The organism is Brevibacterium mcbrellneri ATCC 49030 (assembly GCF_000178455.1).
Classification (GTDB): domain Bacteria; phylum Actinomycetota; class Actinomycetes; order Actinomycetales; family Brevibacteriaceae; genus Brevibacterium; species Brevibacterium mcbrellneri.
In genome coordinates, this window is record NZ_ADNU01000063.1 from 1 (window position 1) to 1,704 (window position 1,704).

The following is a 1,704-nucleotide window of genomic DNA, read 5'->3' on the forward strand; positions in this document are numbered from 1 at the left end:
CCAGCGCGTCGGACAGAAACAGCCCAACGCCTTCGGCCTGTTCGACATGATGGGCAACGTGTGGGAGTGGTGCTGGGACTACTCCGACCCCGCCAGATACGCCGACTATCGCGTACTGCGCGGCGGCGGATGGGCGGACAAGCATTGGAGCGTTCGCGCCTCAGTACGGCGAGGAAGCATGCCGGGAGCGCAACTGGATGACGTCGGGTTCCGCGTCGCACAGGGCGCCGCTGGAGAAGCTGCCTGTCACGCCGGTCAAGGCTGGTCGCAGAAAGCCGATCGAGATCGAGCGGACGTCGACGGCCCGGTTCCTGTCGGCTGGACACCGCTACGCACATAAGCGAATGATCCGCGACGCGAGCGGGCCGAGGCCAGTCGCACTCCCGAGTCTTTGAAGCTCAGGAGTGGCGTCAAACACGACATGTGGTATTCCCAGCCCCCGCCGGCCCCACCAACACATCCACCACCCGACCCGACACCGCAACCGACGCCAAAGCTGCCGCCTGGTCCAGGCCGAGCACCCAACCCTCGGCATCGGGCTTGCTCGTGATCGTTTCGACCGTGGCCAGGTCGATACTCGGGCCAGTCGTGGCACGTGCCCGGGTGAGAAGACGGTCCTCAGCCGAGAGCAGGGTGTCGGAGGAGAACACGGTCGGAGTGGTTCGGGCGGAACACGCTGGTGCCGTCCAGGCGGCGAAACTCCACCGGACTGGTCGCTAGCTCGGGTGGAGTCAGCCGCAGGGACGCTTGTTCGGCGACGTCGGCAACCATTGCGGTGATGGCTTCGCGGTCCTCGACGCTGGCGAACCGCCACCCCATCGTTTGGCGGGCAGCTTCGGCCATCAGGTTCCAGCGCCGCCACGTCGAACGCTTCTCACCGACCACCTCAACCACCGACCGCCCCACCTGCCCGATCAGATCCAACGGCACATCGTCAGCCCGCAACAGCAACTGCCGCTCCCCACCCGTGACGGCGCGCGCCCACACCGTCGCATCACTGCCGAGGACTCTGCTGGCGCGGGTGCGCCACTGTTCGGTCAGCTCCGCTAAGGATCGGACCTGCTTCTCTGGACACGTCGCGAGCGTGGCCTGGGCACGCAACCGGATCACGGTGGCATCAGATGGCTGCCGTCCATAGGTGGCCACGTACTCGGCCACCAGCTGTTCGGGGACGTCGGTGATTGCCCAGGACGAGTTGCGGTCGCGGCCCATCTCCCGTGGCTCTCAGCTCACGCCGAAGGTGCGGGTCATGTGATCGGCGAACACGGCCTCGTGCAGCTCTGACAACGCGACCACCGCGGCATGCATCGGACGCCCATCCAGACTCCACCACTTCCCATCCAACACCGTGCGGACCTTGTTGCTGATCGCCACATGCGTATGCAAGTGCGGGTCCCCGGCGCGGGAATCCCACTGATCAAACGCCGTCGCGATCAAACCCGTGACGTCGACCTGTGCAACCGCGCCATCACCAGCAGTTGCGCCCGTGCAGGCGGCTGCAACCTCGCGCTCCATGAATGCAACCACCACCGCAACCGCCTCATGATGGGCTTGCGCAATCAACGCCTGCGTCCCCGCGTCCGCAACCGCCCACAACACCGACGCCGACTTCGGCACACTGAACGTGAAATCAAACCCTGCCACCGCACGCCGAGACCCCCGCGCAGCCTCCTCCGCCTCAATCTGCGCAACCATCCGACCCCG

The 1,704-nt window shown here is 66.1% G+C and carries 1 protein-coding gene and 1 pseudogene; one reads left to right on the forward strand and one right to left on the reverse strand.

What is annotated here, in order from left to right; all coding sequences use genetic code 11:
- A partial coding sequence (locus tag HMPREF0183_RS09680; RefSeq protein WP_005885541.1) for a formylglycine-generating enzyme family protein occupies positions 1-340 on the forward strand: 340 nt, incomplete at its 5' end.
- Positions 341-422: 82 nt separating this feature from the next.
- Here the strand turns inward: HMPREF0183_RS09680 and mobF are convergent.
- Positions 423-1,704: pseudogene (mobF, locus tag HMPREF0183_RS09685) on the reverse strand (MobF family relaxase); the annotation flags it as partial.